This window comes from Campylobacter canadensis (assembly GCF_013177655.1).
Lineage (GTDB): Bacteria > Campylobacterota > Campylobacteria > Campylobacterales > Campylobacteraceae > Campylobacter_E > Campylobacter_E canadensis.
Genome location: NZ_CP035946.1, coordinates 1,777,670 through 1,798,112, shown reverse-complemented (window position 1 = coordinate 1,798,112; position 20,443 = coordinate 1,777,670). Strand labels below are relative to the sequence as shown.

General features: G+C 29.4%; 17 protein-coding genes, 2 rRNA genes and 1 pseudogene. 9 read left to right on the top strand and 11 right to left on the bottom strand.

Annotation, left to right across the window (positions count from 1 at the left end; translation table 11 throughout):
* Nucleotides 1–345: 345 nt before the first annotated feature.
* From CCANL266_RS08680 to CCANL266_RS08670, 3 genes are all read left to right on the top strand, one after another.
* A 23S ribosomal RNA gene (locus CCANL266_RS08680) occupies nucleotides 346–3,344 on the top strand.
* A 222-nt stretch (nucleotides 3,345–3,566) separates the two neighbouring features.
* Nucleotides 3,567–3,683 (top strand): 5S ribosomal RNA (gene rrf / locus CCANL266_RS08675).
* A 1,378-nt stretch (nucleotides 3,684–5,061) separates the two neighbouring features.
* Entirely contained in the window at nucleotides 5,062–5,439 is a 378-nt protein-coding gene (locus tag CCANL266_RS08670) for a hypothetical protein (RefSeq protein ID WP_172230878.1), read from the top strand.
* Between the two features lie 10 nt (nucleotides 5,440–5,449).
* On the opposite strand, the gene CCANL266_RS08665 is transcribed toward CCANL266_RS08670, so the two are convergent.
* The 9 genes from CCANL266_RS08665 to CCANL266_RS08630 all read right to left on the bottom strand — a co-directional run bounded on the left by CCANL266_RS08665 (nucleotide 5,450) and on the right by CCANL266_RS08630 (nucleotide 12,778).
* A complete protein-coding gene (locus tag CCANL266_RS08665; protein ID WP_172234073.1) occupies nucleotides 5,450–6,079 on the bottom strand; it encodes a phage tail tape measure protein in 630 nt (209 codons plus the stop codon).
* A gap of 105 nt (nucleotides 6,080–6,184) precedes the next feature.
* Complete coding sequence (locus tag CCANL266_RS08660) at nucleotides 6,185–7,060, bottom strand: phage head morphogenesis protein (protein ID WP_172234071.1); 876 nt, start codon at nucleotides 7,058–7,060, stop codon at nucleotides 6,185–6,187.
* A 360-nt stretch (nucleotides 7,061–7,420) separates the two neighbouring features.
* Nucleotides 7,421–7,693 (bottom strand): SHOCT domain-containing protein, encoded by a 273-nt coding sequence (locus CCANL266_RS09625; RefSeq protein ID WP_224316227.1) that lies wholly within the window; start codon nucleotides 7,691–7,693, stop codon nucleotides 7,421–7,423.
* The gene (locus tag CCANL266_RS09620) at nucleotides 7,671–7,859 is read right to left on the bottom strand and encodes a PH domain-containing protein (RefSeq protein WP_224316228.1); all 189 of its coding nucleotides are present in this window, start codon (nucleotides 7,857–7,859) and stop codon (nucleotides 7,671–7,673) included. The genes CCANL266_RS09625 and CCANL266_RS09620 overlap by 23 nt, the downstream gene beginning before the upstream one ends.
* Before the next feature lie 158 nt (nucleotides 7,860–8,017).
* Nucleotides 8,018–8,791: a complement resistance protein TraT gene (locus CCANL266_RS08650; protein ID WP_172234069.1), complete on the bottom strand. Its 774-nt coding sequence runs from the start codon at nucleotides 8,789–8,791 to the stop codon at nucleotides 8,018–8,020.
* Nucleotides 8,792–9,068: 277 nt separating this feature from the next.
* Nucleotides 9,069–9,800: a hypothetical protein gene (locus tag CCANL266_RS08645; RefSeq protein ID WP_172234067.1), complete on the bottom strand. Its 732-nt coding sequence runs from the start codon at nucleotides 9,798–9,800 to the stop codon at nucleotides 9,069–9,071.
* The gene (locus CCANL266_RS08640) at nucleotides 9,793–10,104 is read right to left on the bottom strand and encodes a thioredoxin family protein (RefSeq protein ID WP_172234065.1); all 312 of its coding nucleotides are present in this window, start codon (nucleotides 10,102–10,104) and stop codon (nucleotides 9,793–9,795) included. Before CCANL266_RS08640 ends, CCANL266_RS08645 begins: the two co-directional genes overlap by 8 nt.
* Nucleotides 10,091–11,470 (bottom strand): cation:dicarboxylate symporter family transporter, encoded by a 1,380-nt coding sequence (locus CCANL266_RS08635; protein WP_172234064.1) that lies wholly within the window; start codon nucleotides 11,468–11,470, stop codon nucleotides 10,091–10,093. Before CCANL266_RS08635 ends, CCANL266_RS08640 begins: the two co-directional genes overlap by 14 nt.
* Nucleotides 11,471–11,725: 255 nt before the next feature.
* Nucleotides 11,726–12,778, bottom strand: coding sequence for an iron-containing alcohol dehydrogenase (locus tag CCANL266_RS08630; RefSeq protein ID WP_172234062.1), 1,053 nt, complete (start codon nucleotides 12,776–12,778; stop codon nucleotides 11,726–11,728).
* A 33-nt stretch (nucleotides 12,779–12,811) separates the two neighbouring features.
* Between CCANL266_RS08630 and phsA the strand changes: the two genes are divergently transcribed.
* The 6 genes from phsA to CCANL266_RS08600 are packed head-to-tail and all read left to right on the top strand — an operon-like array spanning nucleotide 12,812 to nucleotide 18,340.
* The gene (phsA, locus tag CCANL266_RS08625) at nucleotides 12,812–15,133 is read left to right on the top strand and encodes a thiosulfate reductase PhsA (RefSeq protein ID WP_425321186.1); all 2,322 of its coding nucleotides are present in this window, start codon (nucleotides 12,812–12,814) and stop codon (nucleotides 15,131–15,133) included.
* Between the two features lie 2 nt (nucleotides 15,134–15,135).
* Complete coding sequence (locus CCANL266_RS08620) at nucleotides 15,136–15,690, top strand: 4Fe-4S dicluster domain-containing protein (RefSeq protein WP_172234060.1); 555 nt, start codon at nucleotides 15,136–15,138, stop codon at nucleotides 15,688–15,690.
* Nucleotides 15,683–16,654 carry an NrfD/PsrC family molybdoenzyme membrane anchor subunit gene (nrfD, locus tag CCANL266_RS08615; RefSeq protein ID WP_172234058.1) on the top strand — a complete coding sequence of 324 codons (972 nt, stop codon included), beginning with the start codon at nucleotides 15,683–15,685 and terminating at the stop codon, nucleotides 16,652–16,654. Before CCANL266_RS08620 ends, nrfD begins: the two co-directional genes overlap by 8 nt.
* Nucleotides 16,655–17,305: a response regulator transcription factor gene (locus tag CCANL266_RS08610; RefSeq protein ID WP_172234056.1), complete on the top strand. Its 651-nt coding sequence runs from the start codon at nucleotides 16,655–16,657 to the stop codon at nucleotides 17,303–17,305.
* Nucleotides 17,298–17,687, top strand: a complete 390-nt coding sequence (locus CCANL266_RS08605; RefSeq protein ID WP_172234054.1) for a hypothetical protein — start codon at nucleotides 17,298–17,300, stop codon at nucleotides 17,685–17,687. Before CCANL266_RS08610 ends, CCANL266_RS08605 begins: the two co-directional genes overlap by 8 nt.
* Entirely contained in the window at nucleotides 17,627–18,340 is a 714-nt protein-coding gene (locus CCANL266_RS08600; RefSeq protein WP_224323902.1) for a sensor histidine kinase, read from the top strand. The genes CCANL266_RS08605 and CCANL266_RS08600 overlap by 61 nt, the downstream gene beginning before the upstream one ends.
* Nucleotides 18,341–18,368: 28 nt before the next feature.
* Here the strand turns inward: CCANL266_RS08600 and CCANL266_RS09850 are convergent, their stop codons facing one another.
* The gene (locus tag CCANL266_RS09850; protein WP_425321185.1) at nucleotides 18,369–18,809 is read right to left on the bottom strand and encodes a methyl-accepting chemotaxis protein; all 441 of its coding nucleotides are present in this window, start codon (nucleotides 18,807–18,809) and stop codon (nucleotides 18,369–18,371) included.
* Between the two features lie 738 nt (nucleotides 18,810–19,547).
* Nucleotides 19,548–20,351: pseudogene (locus CCANL266_RS09845) on the bottom strand (cache domain-containing protein); the annotation flags it as partial.
* Nucleotides 20,352–20,443 lie beyond the last annotated feature (92 nt).

Here is a 20,443-nt window from a genome sequence, read left to right as displayed (position 1 = left end):
TTTTTTAACGATAAAGAAATTAAATAAAAAATCCAATTTTATTAATACTTTAAATGTTATAAAATAAGTTATTTTACATATCAATGTTAAGAGTCACAAGCAAGTAAAACAATTTCATATTCTTGTTAAAGACTTAATCACTTTTAATCTTTATTAATAAGTTTTAAAAGTTTATAACTTTTGCTGACACGATTTTATATATTCTTTTACTAGTATATAAAATAGCAAATGCTTTCCGTCTTGGATTAAGAAAACTTTAGCAAGGAAGTAATGCGTTTTAGAATAAAAAATAACAATAATGCATGCAAATATATTTCTTATGAAAAATATTTAAACATTATATAAAGGTAAGCTATAAAGAGCGAATGGTGGATGCCTTGGCAAATAGAGGCGATGAAAGACGTACTAGACTGCGATAAGCTACGAGGAGCCGTCAAGAGGCTTTGATTCGTAGATTTCTGAATGGGGCAACCCAATATATAGAGATATATATTACCACTAATGGAGCTAACGTAGGGAATTGAAACATCTTAGTACCTACAGGAAAAGAAATCAATAGAGATTACGCTAGTAGCGGCGAGCGAAAGCGTAAGAGGGCAAACCCAGTGCTTGCACTGGGGGTTGTAGGACTGCAATATGGACTTAAAAGAGATAGTAGAATTTGCTGGAAAGCAAAAGCGTAGAGGGTGATACTCCCGTATATGAAATCTTTTTTATACCTAGCAGTATCCTGAGTAGGGCGAGACACGTGAAATCTTGTCTGAAGCTGGGTAGACCACTATCCAACCCTAAATACTACTATTTGACCGATAGTGCACAAGTACCGTGAGGGAAAGGTGAAAAGAACTGAGGTGATCAGAGTGAAATAGAACCTGAAACCATTTGCTTACAATCATTCAGAGCACTATGTAGCAATACAGTGTGATGGACTGCCTTTTGCATAATGAGCCTGCGAGTTGTGGTGTCTGGCAAGGTTAAGCAAACGCGAAGCCGTAGCGAAAGCGAGTTTTAATAGAGCATTAAGTCAGATGCTGCAGACCCGAAACGAAGTGATCTATCCATGAGCAGGTTGAAGCTAGTGTAAGAGCTAGTGGAGGACCCAACCGACGGCCATTGAAACGGCTCCGGATGACTTGTGGATAGGGGTGAAAGGCCAATCAAACTTCGTGATAGCTGGTTCTCTCCGAAATATATTTAGGTATAGCGTTGTGTAGTAGCTATAAGGGGTAGAGCACTGAATGGGCTAGGGCATACACCAATGTACCAAACCCTATCAAACTCCGAATACTTATAGTGTAATCACAGCAGTCAGGCGGCGAGTGATAAAATCCGTCGTCAAGAGGGGAACAACCCAGACTACCAGCTAAGGTCCCTAAATCTTATTTGAGTGGAAAACGATGTGAAGTTACTTTAACAACCAGGAGGTTGGCTTAGAAGCAGCCATCCTTTAAAGAAAGCGTAATAGCTCACTGGTCTAGTGATTTTGCGCGGAAAATATAACGGGGCTAAAATAAGTACCGAAGCTGTAGACTTGCACTTAACTCTAATTATTTAATAAAAAGCTTTACTTTAAAGTCTTATTCTTTAAAATACTAAGAGCTAGAATAAATAAAAAGTACTTAGAGTTAAGTGCAAGTGGTAGGAGAGCGTTCTATATGCGTTGAAGATGTACCGGTAAGGAGCGTTGGAGCGTATAGAAGTGAGCATGCAGGCATGAGTAGCGATAATTAATGTGAGAATCATTAACGCCGTAAACCCAAGGTTTCCTACGCGATGCTCGTCATCGTAGGGTTAGTCGGGTCCTAAGCAAAGTCCGAAAGGGGTATGCGATGGAAAATTGGTTAATATTCCAATACCAACATTATTGTGCGATGGAAGGACGCTTAGGGCTAAGCAAGCTAGCTGATGGAAGTGCTAGTCTAAGGTCGTAGGTGCTTATACAGGAAAATCCGTATAAGAATACACCGAGAACTGATGGGATTTTTGAAGTCTTCGGATGGAAGAAAGATTTGCTGATGCCGTCGAGCCAAGAAAAGTTTCTAAGTTTAGATAATGTTGCCCGTACCGTAAACCGACACAGGTGGGTGGGATGAGTATTCTAAGGCGCGTGGAAGAACTCTCTTTAAGGAACTCTGCAAAATAGCACCGTATCTTCGGTATAAGGTGTGGTTAGCCTTGTATTAGGATTTACTCCGAAAGCAAGGAAACTTACAATAAAGAGTCCCTCCCGACTGTTTACCAAAAACACAGCACTCTGCTAACTCGTAAGAGGATGTATAGGGTGTGACGCCTGCCCGGTGCTCGAAGGTTAATTGATGGGGTTAGCATTAGCGAAGCTCTTGATCGAAGCCCGAGTAAACGGCGGCCGTAACTATAACGGTCCTAAGGTAGCGAAATTCCTTGTCGGTTAAATACCGACCTGCATGAATGGCGTAACGAGATGGGAGCTGTCTCAAAGAGGGATCCAGTGAAATTGTAGTGGAGGTGAAAATTCCTCCTACCCGCGGCAAGACGGAAAGACCCCGTGGACCTTTACTATAGCTTGACACTGCTACTTGGATAAGAATGTGCAGGATAGGTGGGAGGCTTTGAGTAATAGACGCCAGTTTATTATGAGCCACTGTTGAGATACCACTCTTTCTTATTTGGGTAGCTAACTAGTATGAGTTATCCTCATATAGGACAATGTCTGGTGGGTAGTTTGACTGGGGCGGTCGCCTCCCAAAAAATAACGGAGGCTTACAAAGGTTGGTTCAAAACGGTTGGAAATCGTTTGTAGAGTATAAAGGCATAAACCAGCTTAACTGCAAGATAAACACATCAAGCAGAGACGAAAGTCGGTCTTAGTGATCCGGTGGTTCTGTGTGGAAGGGCCATCGCTCAAAGGATAAAAGGTACCCCGGGGATAACAGGCTGATCTCCCCCAAGAGCTCACATCGACGGGGAGGTTTGGCACCTCGATGTCGGCTCATCGCATCCTGGGGCTGGAGCAGGTCCCAAGGGTATGGCTGTTCGCCATTTAAAGCGGTACGCGAGCTGGGTTCAGAACGTCGTGAGACAGTTCGGTCCCTATCTGCCGTGGGCGTAAGAAGATTGAAGAGATTTGACCCTAGTACGAGAGGACCGGGTTGAACAAACCACTGGTGTAGCTGTTGTTCTGCCAAGAGCATCGCAGCGTAGCTAAGTTTGGAAGTGATAAGAGCTGAAAGCATCTAAGCTCGAAGCCAACTCTAAGATGAATCTTCTCTTAAGGTCGCAGCAAGACTAGCTGCTTGATAGGTTGGGTGTGTAAGTGCTGAAAGGCATTTAGCTGACCAATACTAATAGACCGTCCGCTTATCTTTATAAGCATTACTTCCTTGCTAAGGTTTTAATTGACTTGTTTTTTAAACGATAGCGTCGTTGAACTCCTTTGGCAGACACAAAGTCTAGTCTTAGTCGTTCTTTTAGCTCTCCTTTAAAATAACTGCATCACTTTTAGCTTTAAAAAGTTTAGTAAGAAGTTGATTACTTGCTCTTACATTGTTATTTAAGTTTATTACTTGTGAATAGATTTAAATAACAATGTCTGTGATTATACAAATGTGGAAACGCCTTGTCCCATCCCGAACCAAGAAGCTAAGCACATTGTGGGTGATGATACTACGCCTTACTGGCATGGGGAAAGTAACTCGTTGCAGACTTGTTAATATTCTTTTTTTTATTTTTAGACTTTATTATTTATCTACTTTTTATAATCGTTTTTATTTGTTTTTATTGTTAATAGCTTTAATAATTTTATCTTTGTCTTATTGTTTTATTTTTATCTTTATTCCTTGTATAATTTTACTTGTTTTTATTGGATTAAATATCTTGGTTAATTTTATTGTGAAATTACAAAATTATTAAATTATCTTTAGTAATTTTATCTTTGTCTTATTGTTTTATTTTTATCTTTATTATTTTTATTATTTTTATTATTTTTATTATTTTTATTATTTAAGCTCTTAATTTTTATACTTTATTTATGTTTATTAAAGTGTATAAGAATTTACTTTGTTTTTTATTATTAATAAGCTAAGCTATTAAAGTTTTTAAAGTTATTAAGTATATTAAAAGATATTAAGTACATTAAAAGTATTAAAAGATGAATTATTATGTATTAAAAAGTAGATATTAATAGGACAATATATAAATAGCTCTTTATCAAGTTTAGATTATTTAATGAAAACAAAGACTATTAAATACAAAAATTATAAATAGTCATATTAGCTTAACTTCTTTACTTAATTTAAGGATTAATATAAGGTTTTTTACTTAGCTTAATTATGTGTTTTTATATTTATATGCTAAATGTTTTTGTATGAGATTGTATGAGATTGTATGAGATTGTATGAGATTGCTTAAATAAAATTCATATTATTTTAGCTTTTTAATTAAAGGTTAAGATATATATTTTTTATAATCTCTTTTTTTTAAAGATTATAGCACTAAAACTAAATTTTACAAAAGGCTAAACTCTTTTAAAAATTAAAGGAGTATAGAGCGTGAATAATGATGAGTTAATAAAATTCTTAGATGAAAATCCAACCTATAAAGATGAAATCATTAAAAAAACACAATAGCAGTAAGTAAAATCTCATACTAATATAAAAAGCTAATTTATAAAGATAATATAATCAAAAAAGTAAAACTTACAAAATCAAGTACAAAATATAATAAATGATATATATGCAAGTAATAACGAGTATTTAAAGGAAATAATCTTATCGCAAAAGCAAATACCTAGACAAACACCTACATAAATGCTACAAACAAAAAAACAAACAACAAACAAAAACAAACACTACAAATAAAAAAACAAAAGCAAATAATAAATAAAAATAAAGGAGCAAAGTTTAAATAAAAATCCAAAAAACATAGCAAATAAACTTAATATAACAGATGTAATGCTTATTAATAATAAAATAAACAAGCTATTTTTTATCTTTTAGAATTTATATAAAAAAATACTTTTTTTATTACAATAAATTTATAAATTATAAATATAATATAATTTATTTTAAACAAAAGGAAGACAAGATGAAAAAAATATTAAGTATTTTTTGCTTAAGTTACATAACTTTATTTGCTGCAGAATGTAATGTAGAATTAACTAAAATAGATAATCAAATCACAAAGGCTAAATCAGCTAAAAAGATAAATCAAGAAAAGCTTACTTATTTAAATTCTTTAAAAGAAAGAATACAAAGTAATTGTAATAATGGCTTAATAGATAACACAAGTTTAAGACAAATAAAAGAAGAAGAAAAACATTCTTATGAAATGCAAAAGATAACTAAGGCTAAAGATAAACTAAAAGCACAAGAAGCTAAGCTAGAAGAAAAAGAAAGAAAAATAAAGCAAAAGCATCAAGATAATATAAATAAGATTAATGCTAAAAAAGATAAGAAAAAATAAAAGATTAATGCTAAAAAGATAAGAAAAAATAAAAGATTAGTACTAAAAAAGATAAGAAAAATAAATAGTTTTTAGTGTTTTTAATAAGTTTGATTATTATTAAAAAATGAGTATTTAAAGTACTTAGCATTTGGCTTGTTTCATCTGTACTAAATCCTAAAGCCATTTGAAGCTTAGATGCTGTGCTTAAATAGTCCTTTAAATCGTTTTTAGGAACACCCATTTTTGCTATGTTTTGCCCTAAATTTGCTAATTCTTTACTAGAAATATTTACTTGATTGCTTAGCTTTAAAAAATATTCATTCATTTCTTTAAGCCCTGCATTATCAAGCTTAGCAGCATTATTAAAATCAGCTAAAGCACTTTCATAATCTCCAGCTAATTTTACAGGAACAGCTAAAGCACCAATTCGGGCTAAATTGCCACTTAGTTCATCTTTAAAATTTTTTAACTCTTTACTTGCTAATTTTGTTTTTATATCAAGTTTGTTAAGCTTAGTAATACTTGCATTTAATTTATTCATATCATCAGCACTTAGCTTTGCTACACGACCAAGCACTTTTAAAGAAGTTTGTTTATCTCTAATGCCATTAAAACCATCAAAAGCTAATTTTATGCCTATTCCTAAATCCAAGCCCATTTTAAGCTCTCCTTAATATTATTTATTTACAATACCTTTAACTTTACGCTAGATAGGCGTAATTATAGAGGGGTTTAAAGCGCTTCTAGGGAATTTGCTGAGGCTTTAAAAGGTCTTATCAACCTTGCGATTAGTTAGTCTTCCCTGCCCGCCCAATTTCTCACTATCAAAAATCAAACTATCAACTAAAAATCTACCTTTATCGGCTCTTAAAATAAGCCTATATCGTTTACCTAGAATACTATATATAAAGGTTTTGTTTGGATTTGTTGTTTCGTTTTGTTTTATTATTTCGCCATTTTTTACAATCCTATCAATTAATGCGTAATCTTGTGGTGTAATATCATGGTGTTTTAAATGAGTTGCGATTTGATACTTATCTATAAAAATATCAGCCCCGTTGAAATCTCCAATTTTCAAAAAAGCATGTTCCCTATCGCTTAATTTTTTTGTTATATCCATAATTTTTGTCTTAAACTCTTCTTCTATATCTTCATTTGTTTTTTCTAGTCCTAATTCTTTTAATCTTTGGTTTATAAACTCATCGTATTGGGGTTTAAACTCATCGTATCCAGCTTTTATTTTCTTATAATATTCTTCATGACTAGCATAATCACGATAAGCATTATTCATAATAGTTTTAGCTTTATTTTTTATATCACTATGTAAAGAATTGACTTTATCTTCAAGAATTACAAAAAGTGTATTGTCTGGTTGAATAGGATTAAAATTAAATCCTTTTTCTGCAGGATTTAATAGTGATTTTCTACCTATGCCGTAATTTTGGGCTTCTGCCTCACTTAATGCTTGGACTTTACATCTGCAATTAAACCCGTTTGGTGGATAATTGTTTTTCCAAAAAGGGTCATCTTTTGGCAAAACTGTATTATGAAAAACTTGATGTTTTGGTCTAGTTTTATAATCTCCTACTGCGACATATCTTAAATAAGGTTTATCGCTTTTTAACTGCGTTTCATTCATATTATGGGTTTGATAAATATTATTTTATGATAAATGAGCTTAGTTGGGTAACAATGTAAAATAAAACTTAGCTCTAGCTAAAGTCTAAGTACAAAAATAAAAATTATTAATTGATAAAAAAGGCGATGTGATAAATAATAAAACTATGTTTTTAAGTGAAAATGAAGAATATTTTAAAGAATTAAACATAGGTAAAGTGATTTATCAAAAAAGATAGAGATGGCTTAGTTATTTAAGTGACTAGAGCCCCGAGTTTTCACTTGGTTATGCCAAGCTATTATGTGCCATCTATACAGGTTCCTTAAATAACATTAACTATCTTTATGTGATATTCTAACTCATTTAAACTTATTTGTCAAATCACATTTTAGCAATAAGCTTAGCTTTCATTTGTGCAAATTCATCGTCGTTTATTACACCTTGTTCTTTTAGCTTTGCTAGTTTTTCAATTTCTTTTGTTAAATCAAATTCGTTTTCACTATTATTAGAAATAAAAGCTCTAATAAACTCAGCCATATCTTTTGCATCGTGTTTATCTATATCTTTTATCTTAGCTTTATTTCCTGCAGCGTATATAACAATATCGCCAAAAATCATACCTGTGCTGTATTCAATTGAAGTTATTATATGCAAAATCTTCTACTTTTAAGCTAAATAAAGTCTTGCTAATAAAAATTACTCTTTTGTTTGTAGCTACTAATAAACCAATATCAAGCTTATATGCACCACTACAAGCTTTTTTTACCACCTCATCTTGCCATAAAATCTCTGGTAATGCTTTGATTTCTTTTTTATTCATTATGCCTTTTGCATTTGAAAAATCTGAGATTTGTGCTTTGATTTTTTTAAACTTGCCATTTTAAACTCCTTTTGTTAAGCTTAGCCAAAATCAGCTTTTAAAGCTCTTAAAATATTCTTAATATTCTAAAAGCTTTTTAAATTTAAGTTACAATAAGATTAAAACAATCCTGCAATTTGTCCTGCAATTTTATCTTCTAAAATAGGTGTTGCTTCAGGTAGTTTTAAACCTGTTTTAACTGCTTCTGCAAAGATAATTGTACTTTTTTCAATAAAATTACTTTCATAGGTTTGATTTGCTGTATCAACTTGATTGGAATTAAACTGTCCAACCTTTGTTCCACGCACATCTCCGCCTAAAGAGTTAATAAAGCCTGTAGCTTTACTATCTTTTACACTTGCTTGTCCGCTTACATTTTGATTAGATGTTAATACTTTACCGTTTGCTCTTTGTTTAATGTTGATATCAACTTGCATTTGCCAAATTGTATCTTCTGTTAATTTTCCAATAAGTCCACCTACTAAACTACCAGCTGCACCAGCTGCAATAACGCCACCAGCACCACCGCCATTGTATCCGCTAACAGCCGCACCACCAACTGCACCAGCAGCTACACCTTTACCAACATTATTTTCTTGCTTTTTATCACAATATAAAATATTTGTACTTAAAATATACGTAGCTGCATCAGGGTCATCAACTATTGTATAACCTTTTGCAAGTAGAGCATTTCTTAGCTTTGGTTCTAAATTAACATCGTGCCCACTTGTATTTTTAATATTTAAGAAAATAATTCTTTTGTTTTTTGCCACTGGGTCAATAAAAATACTTTTTGTCATAGTTGAACTTGTTTGTAAAGACATTGTTAAGCAGCCTGTTAATAAAGTTGCAGCTAAAATGCTACTTAAAATAATTTTAACGCTTGATTTCATATACTTTCTCCTTAATTATTCGTTACTTAAATTAACCAAAAAAAATGTTTTTTCATAAAAATTATTAAGATTAATCTTGAATGGCTATTTTGCCACGACTATCAATGCAAAGATGTTGCGAATAATATCCCTAAAAAGCTTAATTTAAACTGAAAATTTCTTAAATTTTTATAATTTTTTTAATTTTTGTTATCTTTTAGTTTAAAAATTTATGACTGATTGTATCTGTCTAATTTTTTTAAACTAAAATATGTATTTATCTTAAAAAAATTTCGTTTTATGAATAAATTTTTGTCTTGCACAAAAGTTTTGATTTAGGATAAAAATTATAAAAAAGCTCTTTAGAGTCAAAAAAATCTTTTTTAAACATAGTCTTGTGTTTAAAATTATTAATTTGATAATTTGATATTAATTTTGTAAATTCATACTTTCTTTTTGCTCTAAAATCTCTAAATTTAAAGCCTTGTTTTATGCAAGATAAATAAAACTCAACTTCATCATCTAAATTAAAATTAATTTTATTCGCTTTAAAAATATTCTTACATTTTATATTTTTCTCAATTAAGTTGTATTTAAAAATACATTCTTTAGATTTTAAATAAATTGTATTTTTTTGATAGTAAAAATGTGCAATTTTAGCATTTAGCATAAATAAGTTTTGTCTTTCATAGCTAGTGCAAATTAAATGAATATTGATTTTATTTAAAAGAGCAATAATTTTTTTATCTACAAAAGCAAGGTTGTCAATAATTATTAAATCAAAAGGATATATTTGTTTTAAAAATACTTTTTTGCAAGCAATTTTTAATATTTTTTCTAATTTAGCATTAAAAATATCACAATGATAAATATTGTTTGCGTTAAAAATATAGTTGCTAATAAATAATATCCTTTTATTTTCGTAAGCCTTTGCTAAGAGACTTAAAAAGTCGCTAACTTTTTCATCTTTAGAAAAAATTAGCACTTTTTTATATTTTAAAATAGCATTTAAGCTTATGTTTTCAAGCATTATTTAAGTTTAAAACAAGCTTGTAAATTTCATCTTTGCTTTTTGGCTCAACTAATCTTTGCGAGAATTCTTGCAAATTATGCAAAAATAAAATTGTCGGTATATGGCGAATTGACATTAAATCTCTTATGTTTTCATCTTTATCAACATCAACTTCATAAAAGCAAATATCTTTAAATTCTTTTGCTAAATCTTGCAAAATTGGTTTAGCAAATTTACAATCTCTGCACCAATTTGCACCAAAATAAACAATGGCTTTTTCATCTTTTAAAGCTTTAAAATCATTAAAATCAATCTCTTTCATAATTTTCCTTAAATGTTGTTAAATTTTTTTCTTCCTTATCTATAAAAACCGCTGCACACAACGCCCCATTTACATTGCTCATTGTTCTTACCATATCAATAATAGGGTCTATTGCTAAAACAACAGCAAGTAAATAAAAGTGTTGTTCTAAACCTAAACCAGTTATCATAATTGAAGCAGCCACAATAGCAATTCCAGGAATTCCAGCTATGCTTAATGAGCCTATTATTGTAATTATTGCTATTAAAATAACATAAGAAATGCTTAATGGTATATTTACACTATTTAGCAAATAAATTGCTACCAAGCCAACATAATAACCAGCACAGCCGCACATACCTATCGTAGCTCCAAGCCCAGCAGTGAAATTTGCAGTGTTTTCACTGACGCCTAATTTTTTTTGTAAAGTACTAATTGTAATCGGTAAAACTCCAGCAGATGAACGAGAAGTAAATGCAATTAATAAATTAGGAAACACTCTTTTGTAAAAGCTAATAGGATTTAAGCCATGTAAAAGTAATAATATTGCATATACAAAAAGCATTAAAATTCCTGCAACATAAGTTAATATTATAAATAACCCTGCTTGTTTAATAGCATTAAAACCATTTGCAATTAATACATTTGCAATCATAGCAACAATTACATAAGGCATAATAGTAATTATGCTATTTACAACACTCATTATTATTTTATTAATAAATAAAATTAAAGTTTTATAAGTATTAAAAGCTTCTTTAAATTCTTCCTTGAGCGCTAATTTTCTTGCTGCCATAGAAAATAAAAATGCAACTAAAATAACACCTACAATGTTATTTTCACTCATTGCTTTTAAAATATTTTGCGGCATTAAACCTAATAAGATTGCACTTAGAGTTCTACTTTCTTTTAAACTTTTTGTGCTTTCTACTAATTCGCTAGCACCTAGATTAAATATATATCCTAAAAATACTCCAATTAAACTAGCAATTACGCTAGTAAAGATTAACCAAAAAACAGACCTAGCTAGTAAAGATTTAATTTTTATTTTATTATCAATATTTAATAAAGATGATGAAATACCAAAAAATACAATAGGCACAATCATAAGCTTTAATAATGAAACAAAAATACTAACTACAAAGGCTAGCCAAATTCTAACTTGCTCAAGCCAAAGTACATCAGTGCTTTTATCTGGAAAAGCAGCGCTAAGTTGCGCTAAAAAGCCAAAAAGTAACCCTATTACCAAGGCTACCATCATTCTAGTTGAAAGGTTTACATTGTATGAAAGTCTATTTAGTAAAAAGCAAATTCCAGCATAAATAAACAAAAATAAAATCGCAAGTGGTTCAGAAAAGTTAAAAAACTTCATAAAAAATTCTTGCATTTTTTCTCCTTTTAATTAACTAATTAAAATTTAAGATTTACAGCTAGTATAATTTTGTTTTAGCTAAATTATACCAAGCACCATTTACACAAAACAAAGCAAAATAGACTTTATATGATTTTACAATAAAGCATTTTAAGCTTATTAAATTCTAAAAAGCAAAATATCTACAAAGAGCTTCATTGCTTATTGTCTTTTTGCACAAATTTAATTTTATGCAAAAATGTTTTTAAAAAAGTTAAAAATTCTCCTTTTTTATTTTAAAAGTGCCATTTTTACTCTTTCTTCATTTAAATTAAAACCTGCTTTAATTAAATATTTTGCATCACTAGTATTTAAAATAAAATCCACAACTTCATTGATTTTTTCCTTAAATTTATTTATATCAATAAAATCACTTATTTTACAAGCTAGATTAATTTCTTTATAAAACTTGCATAATTTTTCATATTCTTCTAATTTATCTTCTAAAAGAAGTTGAACTAAAATACCAAAGGCTACTAATTCTCCGTGTAAAAAATTTTTTTCAATTTCAGGGAAGATGCTAATTGCATAACAAGTTGCGTGAGCTAAGGCTCCGTTGTAATCAAATTTTATTATTCTTGAAACTAAGCCCGTGTTTAAGATTATTGACATTACAACTTGTTTAAATTCTAAATTAATATTAAAATCTTGCAATGCTTTTTGTGCAAAATTAAGATTTAAATCCTTGCATAAGCTAACACAGGCTTTGCCTAAGGTGTTAGAATAATCAATATTTTCATTATTTTTGATTGCGTATTCATATTTTAAATTAAATTCATAGCATTTTGCTATTGTATCGCCTATTCCTGCTATTAAGTATCTAGTAGGAGAATTTTTTATAATGCTTAAGTCAATAAAACACTCAATGTCAATATCATCATATAAAACAATATCGCAAAACACCCCATTATCATCATACATAACCGATAAAGTAGAAGTAGCAGCACAAGTAGCCGCTATGCTTGGTATGCTTATTATTTTTACTTTTAGTTTATTTGCTATATATTTAGCACAATCTAAAGCCTTTCCACCACCAATTGCAAGAACAAGTTCGTATTTACAAGTAAGTTTAGATAAAATATCATTATTTATTTTATAAGAGCATTCTTTTACATAAAAAATATCCGCATTTTTTGCTCTTAAATCTATTTTATCTTTGCTTTTTTCATAAGCTGTTTTGCCGCTTATAATTAAAATATTTGTGTAATCTTTAAGCTTGTTTTTTAAAGCTAAACTAATATCTTCATCTACATAAGTGTTTGTAAAAGTTATATTTTCTTTCATTTTTTCTCCTTTAAGTTTTAAAAAGTATATCTTATAAAAATATTATTTCACATTAATTTCACTTTAATTTACTTACAATATCAAAAAAGGAGTGAAAATGATAAGAAGAGATTTTTTAAAAACATCGGCTTTTTAGGCTCATTAGCCTGTATTAGCCCTAAATTAAGTGCAAATGCTATTAATTTAGGAAATAAAAAAAGTGTTTTTTCAATATGTGAAATGTGTTCTACTCGTTGTCCTATTGAAGTAAGCGTTAAAGATGATAAAGGGATATTTATTAATGGTAATTTAAAATTTGGTGCAAACAAAACAAGCGTATGTGCAAGGGGCGGGGCTGGAATTAATCAGCTTTATGATAAAAATCGTTTAATAAAACCCTTAATTAGAGTTGGCAAAAGAGGGGAAAATAAATGGCGTGAAGCTAGTTGGGACGAGGCTTTAAGCTTAGTTGCAACTAAATTAAATGAAATAAAAGAAAAATATGGAGCAAAAAGTGTGATTTTTACAAGCAAAGCAGGAGAATCTCATACTCATATGAGCAATTTTGCTTGTGCTTATGGCAGTCCTAATATATTTTCACATTATTCAAGTTGCCCGATAACTTATAATATGGTTTTAGAGCATACTTATGGTGGAGCTTTATCAAGAGATTTTGCTAATGCAAAATATATTGTAAATTTTGGACATAATTTATTTGAAGGCTTAGTAATTAGCGATACAAAAAAATTAGCAAAATTTGCAGCAAATCCTAATACAAAATTATTAGTTTTAGAGCCTAGATTTAGCGTTGTGGCTGCTAAGGCTGATGAATGGCTGCCTATAAAACCAGGAACTGATGTGGCATTTTTAATGGCATTAATTCATATTTGGCTAAGAGACGAAAAATATGATAAGGAATTTGTAAATAAGTATTGCATTGGGCTTGATGAGCTTAAAAAAAGTGTAAAAGATACAAGCCCTAAATGGCAAGAAAGTATAACTGGAATTAGTGCTGATACGCTTGAGCGAATTGCTGATGAAATTTATAAGGCTGCGCCTAAGGTTATAATAGATTGGGGGCATAAAACAACTACAACTTATGCAGAATATCAACGCACAAGAGCCATCGCAATAGCAAATGCTTTAATGGGAAATTATGAAAAAAAGGGCGGAATTCACACTAGTAAAAACGCAAGTAATTTAAATAAGATAATAGGTGAAAATATTTATCCAACACTTGATAATCCTAACAAAATGTTTGTAATCCCTAACACTCCTAGAATTGATGGTGCAGGTGAAAAAGGATGTAAAAATTATTTTGTTTCAAGAAAACACGGAGTGTTAATGGATATCGCACCTGCGATTTTAAGTAAAAAGCCATATGCAATTAAGGCTTGGGTTAATACAAGATTTAATCATTTAGTAAATGTAGCAAATGTAAATGAAAGCTTAAAAGCTATAAATGAGCTAGATTTTATAGTAAGTATTGATATTTATTTAAATGATTTTAGCAATTTTGCTGATGTTGTTTTGCCTGAAAGCTCGTATTTAGAAAGAGATGAAAGTATTTTAAGTATCGGCAATGGATATTATATGAGAAATAAAGCTGTAGAAGTTATTGGCGATACAAAAAGCGGCTTTGATATTTTTAGAGAACTTGCAAGTATTATGAAAATTGATAAGCCTTATACTTACAAAACAATAAATGAATATAGAATGATTCAAGCTAAAGGCAATGTAGATTTACTTGCAAAACTTAAAAAAGATGGTATTGTAACTTATAAAGTGCCAAGTATTTATCTAAGAGAGCCAGAAACGATAAAAGAATTTGCTAAAACTTATCCACAAATTAAAAACAAAATTGATAACGATGGGAATTTAAGCTCTTTGCTTTCTTTTAAAACTCCTAGCAAAAAAATTGAATTGTTTATTGATAGGGTTGAAAAGTTGTTTCCAGCTCACGGTTCTTTAAATACAATTGATTTTGATGTATTTAAAGGATATGAGTTTTGCTTAACAAGTGGCAAAACTCCAATTCATACAAACGCTCATACTCAAAGCATTCCTATTTTAAATGAATTAATGAGTGAAAGTCCTGTGTGGATAAATACAACACGAGCTAAAGAGCTAGGCTTTAATGATGGAGATTTTGTTTATTTAGAAAATGAATTTGGCAAAATCAAAGTAAAACTTATGCTTACGCAAGGAATTAGACCTGATACATTATTTATTTATCACGGTTTTGGTCGCATTACTCCAGCACTTAAAAACATTCACGAAGTTGGTGCAAATGATAGCATTTTATTAGGTTCAAAAAGTGGTCATATATGTAATACGATGGTTACAAATATAGGTGTAGATATTAAAAGGGTATAAAGATGAAAAAGTATGTAATGATTCATGATGAAAATTTATGTATAGGTTGTGCAGCTTGTAGCGTTGCTTGTAAAAATGAAAATAATATTCCAGCAGGGGTTTTTAGAGTGCAAGTTCATGCAAAAATGAAGGGAGTTTTTCCAAATCTTAAAACAGATTTTGAAAGAATAAGCTGCGTAATGTGTGAAGATAGCCCGTGTGTTAGCGTATGTCCTACTGGGGCTAGTTTTAAATTAGCAAATGGAATAACATTAATTGATGAGAAATTATGTGTATCTTGCAAATACTGCATTTTAGCGTGTCCATATAATGCTAGATTTATTAATCCTATTACAAAGGCGGTTGATAAATGCACCTTTTGTTATCCAAACCGAAAAGGCGCAACTCCAGCTTGTGTTAGTGTATGTCCTACTGATGCTTTAATTTTTGCAGATACTAGCAGCAAAGAAATAAAGCAAATATTCGCAAGCAAGGTAGTAGAATTTAAAAAAGCACACCTTAATACAAAACCACAACTAGGCTTTATAAAAAATACAAAAGGAGGTTATTATGAATAATATGGCAGGAAGCCTAGCTCAATATAATGAAATTTATTGGCCTTGGCAAATAGCGATTTATTTATTTTTAGCAGGACTTAGTGCAGGTAGCGTGATGGTTTCATTATTAGTTAAGTTTAACAAGCACGAAAGTAATACAAATAGTATTTGGGACGCTATGGTAAGAGCAGGTGCAATTACAGCCCCGCTTAGCATTAGCATAGGGCTTTTGCTTTTAATAATTGATTTAGGAAAACCGCTTAGTTTTTATTTGTTATTAATAAAATATAACTTTACTTCAGTTATGAGTATTGGGGTTTTGTGCCTTCTTATTTATACCCCACTAGCATTTTTATATGCTTTAATAATCTTTGAAAGGGAGATTAAAAATATTGCTTTATTTAAAATGTTAATTCCTATTGTAAATTTAATTAGAAATTTTGCTAGATTTTCAAAAAACATTGAATATATTTTATTTTTCTTAGCACTTTGCGTTGGAGTTTATACGGGATTTTTATTAAGTGCGATTTCTAAAGTGCCTTTATGGAATACTCCAATTTTGCCATTATTATTTTTAGTTTCAGGCTTTTCTAGCGCTATTGCTGCAAATATTTTATTGGGTTTATTTTGTTTTAAAGCACAGCTAAATAAGGAAAATATAAAATATTTATTAGTGCTTGATTTAAGGGCTATATTGCTAGAAATTCCTATTTTGCTTTTACTTTTTGTAGGTATGTTTTATAATGGAGGAGATAGCTTGATTTCTCTTAAATTAATATTTAATCACGAATTTTATTCAAAATTATTTTGGTGCGGTGTTTTTGCGGTTGGGCTTTTAATGCCTGTTATAATTGCTTTTACCGTGCTTAAAAATCATACTTATAAACCTGTATTTATTATAATTAATTCTATTTGTGTTTTAATAGGAGTTGTGTTGCTTAGATTTTTTATTGTTTATGCTGGGCAAGTTTGCATAGGAGTTTAGATGAAGATTTTATTACTTGAAGATGATTTTTTATATGCAAGTAGTATTAAAGATTATTTAACAAGTTTAAATTATGAAGTTACTTTGTTAGCAGACGCTGATAGTGCTTGTGAATTAATCGCAAGCACTTTTTTTCATTTATATATTTTAGATGTAAAATTGTTTGGCACTAACGGTTTTGAAGTTTTAAAATATATAAAAGAATTAAAAATAACTTCTCCTATTATGATGATGACTTCGTTATCTGATATAAATAGCATTAAAAAAGCTTATGAATTAGGCTGTAATGAATATCTTAAAAAACCTTTTGAATTAGATGAATTAAAATTTAGAATAAACGAGCTTTTAAGTCATTTTTACCCTGATATTAATAATTTATTTTATTTAAAAAATAATTATTCTTATGATTTTAAAAATAAAATTCTAAAACAAGATGATAAAATAATTGATTTAACCTTAATTGAGCTTAATATAATTGAATATTTATTATTAAATAAAACTAGATTTTGTAAGGCTGATGAGCTTTTTACTTTAGTAAATATGCAAAATGATGAAAGTTATATTAGGGTTTATATTAGAAGAATTAGAGCAAAAACTAATGAGAATTTTATACTTTCAAAAAGGGGTTTTGGGTATAAAATTAATGAGTAAAAAAGTTGAATTTTTGATTATCGTGTTTGCCTTTGTAATATTTTTTACCCAAGCTTTTTTTATTTTAGAAACTAAGAAAAACAATGATATTAATTTAAGTTTTTTAAATCTCGTAAAAGCAAGTAATAGCAATGATTTTAACGGATTAGATTTTTGTATTTTAGAGCTTAATTGTACTTATAAATTACCTAAAGAATTTATTTTTATAAAGATGGTGATAGGATTTATTATAAATTTAAGAAAAATAATCAAGATTATATTATTTCAAGCGAGTGTGAGTGCTTTAAAAATATATTTTTTGCTTTTTTATTTTTTGCTTTTTTGTTTTTTATATTTTTTTCTTTACTTTATTTGCTTTATAAAAATAATATTAAAAATCTAAAATATCAAAAAGATACTATAAATACATTTTTTAACGATGCAATGCACGAATTAAAAACTCCTTTAGGAGTAGCAATTTTAAATGTTTCTATGCTAGATGAAAGTGTTCAAAAAAGCAGATTAAAAGCAGCCTTAAACCAAATGAAAATTACTTATGAAGATGTGGAATATTTTATAAAAAATCCTTATTCAAGCTATGAAAATGAAAAAATAAATTTTAGTTTAATATTAAAGCAAAGATTAGCGCAATTTCATACTATTTTAGAGTTAAAAAATATTAAAAGCGATATTAAAATTGATGATGATTTGTATATATTTTTAAATAAAATTCAAGCTAATAGAATAATAGATAATAATCTATCAAATGCAATAAAATACACAAAAAATCAGCTTAAAATTAGACTTTTTAAAAGGTTTGATAAAATATATTTTTTGATTTATGATAATGGTTTAGGCATTAAAGACACAAAAAAGATTTTTAATCGTTATGTAAGACAAAATCAAAATCAAGGTGGTTTTGGAATAGGGCTTAATATTGTAAAAAATATTTGTCTTAAAAATGAGATTAATTTTAAAGCAAAAAACATTAAAAATGGTGCTTTATTTATTTATGAATTTAAAGAATATAAAAAATTAATTTTAGATAAAGAATAAAAAATTTTGCCCAAAAAAGGGCAAAATCTTAGAATTTATTTTTTCTAACTTCTTCTACAGCGATATTTGATAATTCATCAACTTCATTTGCGATTTTATTTGTAGCATCTGCTGCATTTACATTTTCTCTAGTTAATTCATCAATTTCACTAATTGCTCCGTTAATTTGAGAAATAGCTTGAGTTTGTTCTTTAATGCTTTCGCTCATATCATTTATTCCTTGAGTTAAAACATTAACACTTGCTTCAATTTCTGTTAGTGATTTTTGAGTGTTTTCAGCTAGTTTTCTAACTTCATCAGCAACAACCGCAAAGCCCCTTCCATGCTCTCCTGCTCTAGCTGCTTCAATAGCCGCATTTAATGCTAGTAGGTTAATTTGCTCTGCTATATCTCTAATCATGGTGATTACATTTTTAATATCTTCGCCGTTTTTAATAACTTCATTTGATTTTTGGCTAACTGCTTGCATAGATGCACTCATTTGCTCAACCGCAGCTGCACTTTCTTGAAGGCTATTTGCTTGTGCTCTTGCACTATTATTAATAGCGTTCATACTGTCTTTTAAAGCCTTTGATTTGTCTTGAAGAATTTGAGCTTTATTTAGATTTTCTTTTAACATTTGTCTAATTTGATTGCCTAGCAAATTAGTAGCTACTTCAACCTTACCATAAGCGTTTTCTAAGTGATTTCTAAAATCATTTACCGAGTATTCTTCAAAAATTTTATCAATTCTTACAATATCAGCACCTATGTTTTCTTCTAATTTTTCTAGCATTTCATTTAATACATTTTTAAGCTCAATTAATTGTGGGTTTGCAGGATGAGAGTCTATTCTTATTGTTAAATCTCCTTGCTCTACTGCATGAGCTACTCTAACGCTTTCATCTACAGCCTTTCTATCTAGCTCTACTGCTTTAATGGTCTTTTCAATATTTTCGTTGATTGCCTTTGCCATATCGCCAAATTCATCACTAGTATTAAGTTCAATTTTACTAGCATTGCTTCTTTCATGATTTACAAGTTCAAAAACTTCTCTTAAGCCAAATTGAATTAATTCTATTGGTTTTAATGAGTATTTTACTAAGGTAAAAAGTATTCCTAAAATTACAATTAAAGAAATTGAAAAAAGTATGATATTTTGTTTTAGAATTTGATTTAGCTCTTCTTCAAAATCTTTAAATTCATTTGTATTACAGATTGTCCAATTTAAATGCTCATTATGTTGGCACACAGCAATTTTATCGGCATTATTAAAATGGTATGTAATAGGTATGATTTTTCCTGTGTTATTTTTTTCTCCAGATTTTTTAAGTGCTTGATATTGACTATCTACAATTTGTATTACATCATTTTTTTGTAATTGCATTTTTGGGTTTTCGTGTATTACAAATAAGCCTCTTCTATCATAAGCAAAAATAGCACTAGTCGGATTTGTTTTAACAGATAAAACATTTTTTTTCATCTCATCAAGCAAAACATTACCCGCAACTACTCCTACTATTTGCCCATTTTCTTTTACAGGAGCTGAAATAGTTGCTACTATTGTTTTACTTCTTTCATCATACCAAACATCATCGCCTATATTTGAAACCCCTTGCTTAAGAGTGTCTATATACCAACTTGTTTTTCTAAAATCAGTATCGGTGATAATACTTGTAGTTTTGTTTTTATTTTCTTTGTAAAAAACTTTACCATCACTGCTTCTAACATAAAATAAACCAGACTTAAAGCCAGATAAACCATAAGTGTTTTCCAAAGTGCTAATAATAGCATTATCGCTATCTAGGTTGATTTTTTGCATAATGCTTGCAAACTCTGCAATGAATTCTTTTTTTGCTTTAAAAAAGGAATCTATATAAAGCATTGCAGTATCAAGTGTAACCTTTTGAGTTGCATTTGAATCTTCAAGAGAGTTTGATTTTGATGTGTTGTAGCTTACTATTCCAAGCACAATGAAACATAAAATTAGAGGTATTCCTACTAACAAAGGAATCTTGTTCTTTAACTTCATACTTTGTCCTTTAAATAAAAATAAAAAAATATTATTATAAAAATTAATTTTTATAAAAAACTTAAATACTGATTAAATGTATATTTATAAAA

Coding starts and splice junctions, on each gene's coding strand:
- CCANL266_RS08610 (WP_172234056.1), top strand. CDS start 16,655: ATGAAGATTTTATTACTTGAAGATGATTTTTTATATGCAAGTAGTATT.
- CCANL266_RS09850 (WP_425321185.1), bottom strand. CDS start 18,809: ATGCAAGCAGTTAGCCAAAAATCAAATGAAGTTATTAAAAACGGCGAA.
- CCANL266_RS09620 (WP_224316228.1), bottom strand. CDS start 7,859: ATGAATAAAAAAGAAATCAAAGCATTACCAGAGATTTTATGGCAAGAT.
- CCANL266_RS08630 (WP_172234062.1), bottom strand. CDS start 12,778: ATGAAAGAAAATATAACTTTTACAAACACTTATGTAGATGAAGATATT.
- CCANL266_RS08605 (WP_172234054.1), top strand. CDS start 17,298: ATGAGTAAAAAAGTTGAATTTTTGATTATCGTGTTTGCCTTTGTAATA.
- CCANL266_RS08635 (WP_172234064.1), bottom strand. CDS start 11,470: ATGCAAGAATTTTTTATGAAGTTTTTTAACTTTTCTGAACCACTTGCG.
- CCANL266_RS08660 (WP_172234071.1), bottom strand. CDS start 7,060: ATGAATGAAACGCAGTTAAAAAGCGATAAACCTTATTTAAGATATGTC.
- CCANL266_RS08645 (WP_172234067.1), bottom strand. CDS start 9,800: ATGCTTGAAAACATAAGCTTAAATGCTATTTTAAAATATAAAAAAGTG.
- CCANL266_RS08650 (WP_172234069.1), bottom strand. CDS start 8,791: ATGAAATCAAGCGTTAAAATTATTTTAAGTAGCATTTTAGCTGCAACT.
- nrfD (WP_172234058.1), top strand. CDS start 15,683: ATGAATAATATGGCAGGAAGCCTAGCTCAATATAATGAAATTTATTGG.
- CCANL266_RS08670 (WP_172230878.1), top strand. CDS start 5,062: ATGAAAAAAATATTAAGTATTTTTTGCTTAAGTTACATAACTTTATTT.
- CCANL266_RS08665 (WP_172234073.1), bottom strand. CDS start 6,079: ATGGGCTTGGATTTAGGAATAGGCATAAAATTAGCTTTTGATGGTTTT.
- CCANL266_RS08620 (WP_172234060.1), top strand. CDS start 15,136: ATGAAAAAGTATGTAATGATTCATGATGAAAATTTATGTATAGGTTGT.
- CCANL266_RS08640 (WP_172234065.1), bottom strand. CDS start 10,104: ATGAAAGAGATTGATTTTAATGATTTTAAAGCTTTAAAAGATGAAAAA.